General features: G+C 64.7%; 6 protein-coding genes. All 6 read left to right on the top strand.

The annotated features are described in order from the left end of the window. Nucleotides 1-407, top strand: a 407-nt coding sequence (locus ABD127_RS18870) for a thiamine pyrophosphate-dependent enzyme (RefSeq protein ID WP_344204425.1), incomplete at its 5' end; no start/stop codon positions are given. A gap of 55 nt (nucleotides 408-462) precedes the next feature. Further along, on the top strand, nucleotides 463-1,263 hold the full coding sequence (locus tag ABD127_RS18875) for a crotonase/enoyl-CoA hydratase family protein (protein ID WP_344204428.1): 801 nt from the start codon (nucleotides 463-465) through the stop codon (nucleotides 1,261-1,263). 2 nt (nucleotides 1,264-1,265) lie between these two features. Further along, nucleotides 1,266-2,429 (top strand): acyl-CoA dehydrogenase family protein, encoded by a 1,164-nt coding sequence (locus ABD127_RS18880; RefSeq protein WP_344204431.1) that lies wholly within the window; start codon nucleotides 1,266-1,268, stop codon nucleotides 2,427-2,429. After that, a complete protein-coding gene (locus tag ABD127_RS18885) occupies nucleotides 2,426-3,511 on the top strand; it encodes an acyl-CoA dehydrogenase family protein (protein ID WP_344204434.1) in 1,086 nt (361 codons plus the stop codon). The genes ABD127_RS18880 and ABD127_RS18885 overlap by 4 nt, the downstream gene beginning before the upstream one ends. A gap of 120 nt (nucleotides 3,512-3,631) precedes the next feature. Then, nucleotides 3,632-4,792, top strand: coding sequence for a flavin reductase (locus tag ABD127_RS18890; protein WP_344204436.1), 1,161 nt, complete (start codon nucleotides 3,632-3,634; stop codon nucleotides 4,790-4,792). 76 nt (nucleotides 4,793-4,868) lie between these two features. Then, nucleotides 4,869-5,068: tautomerase family protein (locus tag ABD127_RS18895; protein ID WP_344204439.1), on the top strand; the 200-nt coding region annotated here is incomplete at its 3' end.

Raw genomic sequence — 5,068 nt, forward strand, 5'->3', positions numbered from 1 at the left:
GGCTGGCCTTCGGTGCGGCGGCGGCGTCGCCAGACACGCCGGTCGTGCTCTTCACCGGCGACGGCAGCTTTGGCTACTACCTGAGTGAGTACGAGGCGGCATCCAGGCAGGGGTTCCAGTTCGTGGCGATCGTCGGCAACAACGCGGCCTGGGGTCTCGAGCAGAACCTCCAGAGCGGCCTGTACGGGGACGAATACGTGATCGCGTCCACACTCAGCTCAGTTCGCTACAGCGATGCGGTGCGAGCGCTGGGTGGGCACGGCGAGTACGTCGACTCTCTGTCTGAGCTGCCGGCCGCGTTGGAGCGTGCCCTGCAGTCCGGCCTCCCGTCCTGCATCGAGATTCCGATCGCCCCGGTACCGAGTGCCCTCACCCAAGCCGTCATCGCGCGGGGTGGCGAGGTCTGACTCGCCACCCCGCGCTACTTCGACCGGTCAACGATTCTCCAAGGGGTCCGTTTACATGAACAGTCCGTTGCACGTAGAGCGCGACGACCACGTCGAGACGTGGACGATGAATGTTGCACAGCAGCGAAATGCGCTGTCGGGCACGGGGCTCATGGAGGCGCTGACGGCGAATGTCGAGCGGGTTAATGTGGAATCGACCGTGCGCGCCGTCGTGCTGACAGGAGCAGGATCTACCTTCTCCGCGGGCGGGAATCTCAAGGACATGATCGAAGGCAAGCCACCCTTCGGGGGCACGCCACATCAGTCGATGGGGGCCTATCGTCACGGGATTCAGCGACTTGCACAGGCGGTTCACGGCTGTGAGATCCCGGTCATTGCGGCGGTCAACGGCCACGCGATCGGCGCCGGCTGCGACTTGGCCCTCATGTGTGACATCAGACTCGCCTCTCAGACGGCCACCTTCGCCGAGAGTTTCGTCAAGCTCGGGATCATCCCCGGAGACGGTGGCGCCTGGCTCCTGCCGCGTGCGGTCGGGTGGGCGCGTGCTGCCGAGATGGCCTTGACGGGTGACTCCGTCGATGCGGACACGGCCCATGAATGGGGACTGGTGTCGAAGGTGGTGGAACCCTCTTCCCTGTTGACAGAAGCCCTCGATCTTGCCCGCCGCATAGCATCGAACCCGCCGCACGCCGTGCGGATGGCGAAGCGACTGCTCCGCAGTGCGGACAGCGGGACGCTCTCGAGCATTCTGGAGCTGTCCGCGGCATTCCAGGCCATTGCACACACCACGCGCGACCACCACGAAGCGCTCACGGCGCTGACTGAACGTCGTTCACCTCGATACGGGGGTGAATGAGGGTGTCGATTCCCAACCTGTTGCCTGCGATGGCACTGGAATCCGACGTCATGCGAACCCTCCGGCTGGAGGTGCGAGCCTGGCTCCAGGCTGAGGTCGATGCGGGACTCTTCGAGCCCGGCGTCGACCGCTGGCTCGACGGGTACGACCGCGAGTTCACCACTCGTCTCGCCTCGAGGGGATGGCTAGGGATGACCATCCCCACGAAGTACGGGGGGCAGGGCAAGTCGTTCCTCGAGCGATTCGTCGTGACGGAGGAGCTGCTCGCGGCGGGCGCACCCGTCGCCGCGGCGTGGATCGCGGATCGCCAGGTTGCACCTAGTCTTCTGCGCTTCGGAACCGAAGCGCAGAAGAACACTTACCTACCCGCCATTTCCGCGGGCGAGTGCTTCTTTTCGATCGGCATGAGCGAACCAGATTCCGGGTCCGATCTCGCGAGCGTCCGCACCGTCGCCACGAAAAGTGACGATGGATGGAGACTGACCGGCACCAAGGTCTGGACCTCAGGAGCACATCTCTCAGATGCATTCATCGTGCTGGCGCGGAGCTCACCGAAGGACATGTCGCGGCGTCACGACGGTCTGAGCCAGTTCATCGTGAACCTGCGCGCGCCTGGCGTCGAGGTGCGTCCCATCATCTCGCTCAGCGGAGGTCACCACTTCAACGAGGTGCATTTGGACGACGTCCTCGTGTCGCACGACATGCTTCTGGGCACCGAAGGTGCGGGGTGGGAGCAAGTGACGTCAGAGCTTGCGTACGAGCGCAGCGGGCCCGAGCGGTTCCTGTCCACGTTTCAGCTCTTGTGCGCGATGGTTGACGAGGTCCGTACGAACAACCCGTCGGCTGAGCTCGGTCTGGGGCGCATCGTCGGTCGGTTGCGGGCACTGCACTGCATGTCGATGGCCATCGCCGGAGCGCTCGAACGGGGCGAATACCCGGATACCGCAGCGAGCATCGTGAAGGTGCTGGGCACGACGTTCGAGGGAGACATCGCCGAGGTCGTCGCGCTGGGTCTCCATCTCGATCAGGATTCAGTCGGCAACCTGGGCGGTCGGTTGGACGACTTGCTGGCGACGTCTTTGGCGCATCGGCCCGGGTTCACGATTCGAGGCGGCACCAATGAGGTCCTCGGCGGGCTGATCGCGAAGGGACTGGGTCTGCGATGACTCCGACACCGATGTTCGCGACCGGCGTCGATCCTGACTTGGTCCGGCTGATGAGAGATGTCGTCGCGGACCTGTCCGCGTCGGACGTCGATGTCCAGTTCGAGGCTCACGACCCCGGACGTTGGGAGACGCTGGATTCCCTGGGACTGACGAGGCTCACAGCGAACGAAGCCAGCGGTGGGAGCGGAGCCGGGTGGCGGGAGTCGGCCGCACTGCTCGCCACGGCCGCTGAGTTTGGGCTGGGTGTCCCGCTGGTCGAGCACGACTTGCTGGCAGGATGGCTTCGCGAAGTAGCTGGACTTAACCCGACGGTGGAGTTGAGCACTGCGTGCCGAGTCAGGTCCGGCCGGGGAGCGGTGGCCGTACCGTGGGTGCGCTCCTGCAGCAGGATGGTGGTGCTCTCCGAGCAGGACGGTCGCTGGCAGGTCTCCGACGTGCCTGTCCGAGCCGTCTCCCTCGTGTCGCGATCCCGGCCTGGCAGTGAAGCGCGGGACTTGGCGCAGCTCGATCAATGCGGGATGGCCGGGCGCACAGTGCCTGCCGAAACTGCCCACGAGTTCCTACTCCGGGGCGCACTCGCACGATCGATTCAGACGTGCAGCGCCATGAACAGCGCCGTGACATCTTCGGTCGAACATGTCCACGAGCGCGAGCAGTTCGGCCGGCGCCTCTCGAAGTTCCAGGTGGTGCAGCACCTCGTTGCAGAGGCCGCAGCGGAATCAGCGTTGGCACAAGCCGCGACGGAGAATGCCCTCACCGCGGTGGTTCAGAATGGCTTCTCCGACAGCTCGTCGACGATGGCCATCGCCACTGCTCGGACATGTGTCGGTCACGCCGTCGCGTCTGTCGTACGAACGACTCACCAACTTCACGGCGCCCTGGGGACGACGCGCGAACATCGACTCCGCCAGTTCACGATGCCAGCGCTGACGTGGCGCAACGACTACGGGTCGGTGCGTTTTTGGGAGGACACCCTCGCGCGAGCTGCACTGGGGAGGCAGGGGTCCGACCTCTGGGCCCTGATCACCGACACCCCGGACCGCGGGAGCGAGCAGACCCTCGACCTCCGTGGGGCTGATTGACCTCCCTGAACGTCGAAGAGACTCCTTTGTGCCGTCGGAGTTCGATTCCGAGGACGAGAATTGTCAAATGCAAGTCAGATGTCGGTGCGGCAGGCAGCACCGGAGAGGACCGCGAGGACCATGAGCCAGAACCAGTTGCAGTTCGGCGAGGCAAGCAAGGAGGACCGCAGCCAGTGGTGGCGGACGGTTCTCGGGGAATACCCGACCGGCGTGTGCATCGTCTCGGCCCTCGGCGCGGACGGACTGCCGCAAGGTCTGGTCGTCGGCACCTTCTCGGCTGTGTCGCTCGACCCGCCGCTCGTCTCCTACATGCCGATGCGTTCGTCACGGTCCTACGGCGCAGTCCGAGATGCCGAGTACTTCCGAGTGAGCGTCCTGGGTGCCGGGCACGAGGAGCTGTGCAGGGCGTTCGCGACCGCACCGCCCGAATCGCGATTCGCCGGCGGCGCCTGGGAGACCGATCGTCACGGGATTCCCTTCCTGACCGATTCCGTGATCTGGTTCGAGTGCAAGCGTCATCGAACGGTGGAGGCAGGCGATCACGACATCGTGCTCGGCGAGGTCCTCGATCTTGGCTTCGGCCGTAGCGGTGAGGGGATGCCACTCCTGTTCCTCAAGGGGGGGTACGGATCGTTCACCGTGCCCCACCTCGACTTCGACGCCGCAGGACTCGGAGCCCAGATGAAGGTGGCCGAGGAGGTGCGCGCACCGGTGCAGCGCCTGGCGGAGGAGCTGGACGCTGTGATCACCTTGGGGGCTATCGCCAAGAGCAGCGTGGTGGTCCTGAGTGCTGCAAACCTGCGCACACGAGACCCCTTGGTCGGCTCGACCTTCCCATTTGCTGCGCCCTTGGGTTCGGTGTTCGCGGCGTGGGGAACTCCGGAGCGTGAGGCCGCCTGGCGGGACGCAGGTAGAAAGAACGGCTTCGCGAACGACGATCTGGTCAGTGCCATCCTGACGCACGCTCGTGAACGGGGTTACTCCGTGAGCCTCGGTGCCACCAGGACCAAGACGCTCGGTCGCACGTTGAGCACGGCCCGGTGGGATCGAGATCAGACTGCGGCTCTGTGGAACGACATCGTGGAGGACGCGAAGTTGGCCGAACAGGATGACTGGGGGGCCCACGTCACCTCCATCCAAGTTCCGGTGATCGGGAGCTCTGGTCATGCGGTTCTGTCCTTGGCTGCCGTCGGCCTCAAGCCTGGGATGGACCGTGGCCGGGTTGAAGCAGTGGCGACAGCTCTGCAAGCGATTGCGCACACGATCTCCATGAAGTTGTGAGCTGAAGCCGTCGCGACAGCCGGACGCTGGCAGGCTTGTCAAGCGAATCGTCCCAAGAAGAAAGAAGGACCTTCCCATGCCATTCATCTGGGTAGAACTTGCTGAAGGACGCAGTCTTGAACAGCGTCGGTCGTTCGCCAAGGCTGTGACTCAAGCCGCTGTCGTGCATCTTGGCGCTCCGACGGAACGAGTCGCGATCAGGTTTCTGGACATTCTGCCCACCGACTTCGCACGCGGGGGCGTCCTGACGGTGGATGCGCAGTCGAGAGAGGTCCC

This window comes from Aeromicrobium alkaliterrae, from assembly GCF_039529015.1.
GTDB lineage: Bacteria > Actinomycetota > Actinomycetes > Propionibacteriales > Nocardioidaceae > Aeromicrobium > Aeromicrobium alkaliterrae.

What these genes read in the sequence shown, in the direction of transcription:
- ABD127_RS18885 (WP_344204434.1), top strand. Translation starts at nt 2,426, where the DNA reads ATGACTCCGACACCGATGTTCGCGACCGGCGTCGATCCTGACTTGGTC.
- ABD127_RS18890 (WP_344204436.1), top strand. Translation starts at nt 3,632, where the DNA reads ATGAGCCAGAACCAGTTGCAGTTCGGCGAGGCAAGCAAGGAGGACCGC.
- ABD127_RS18875 (WP_344204428.1), top strand. Translation starts at nt 463, where the DNA reads ATGAACAGTCCGTTGCACGTAGAGCGCGACGACCACGTCGAGACGTGG.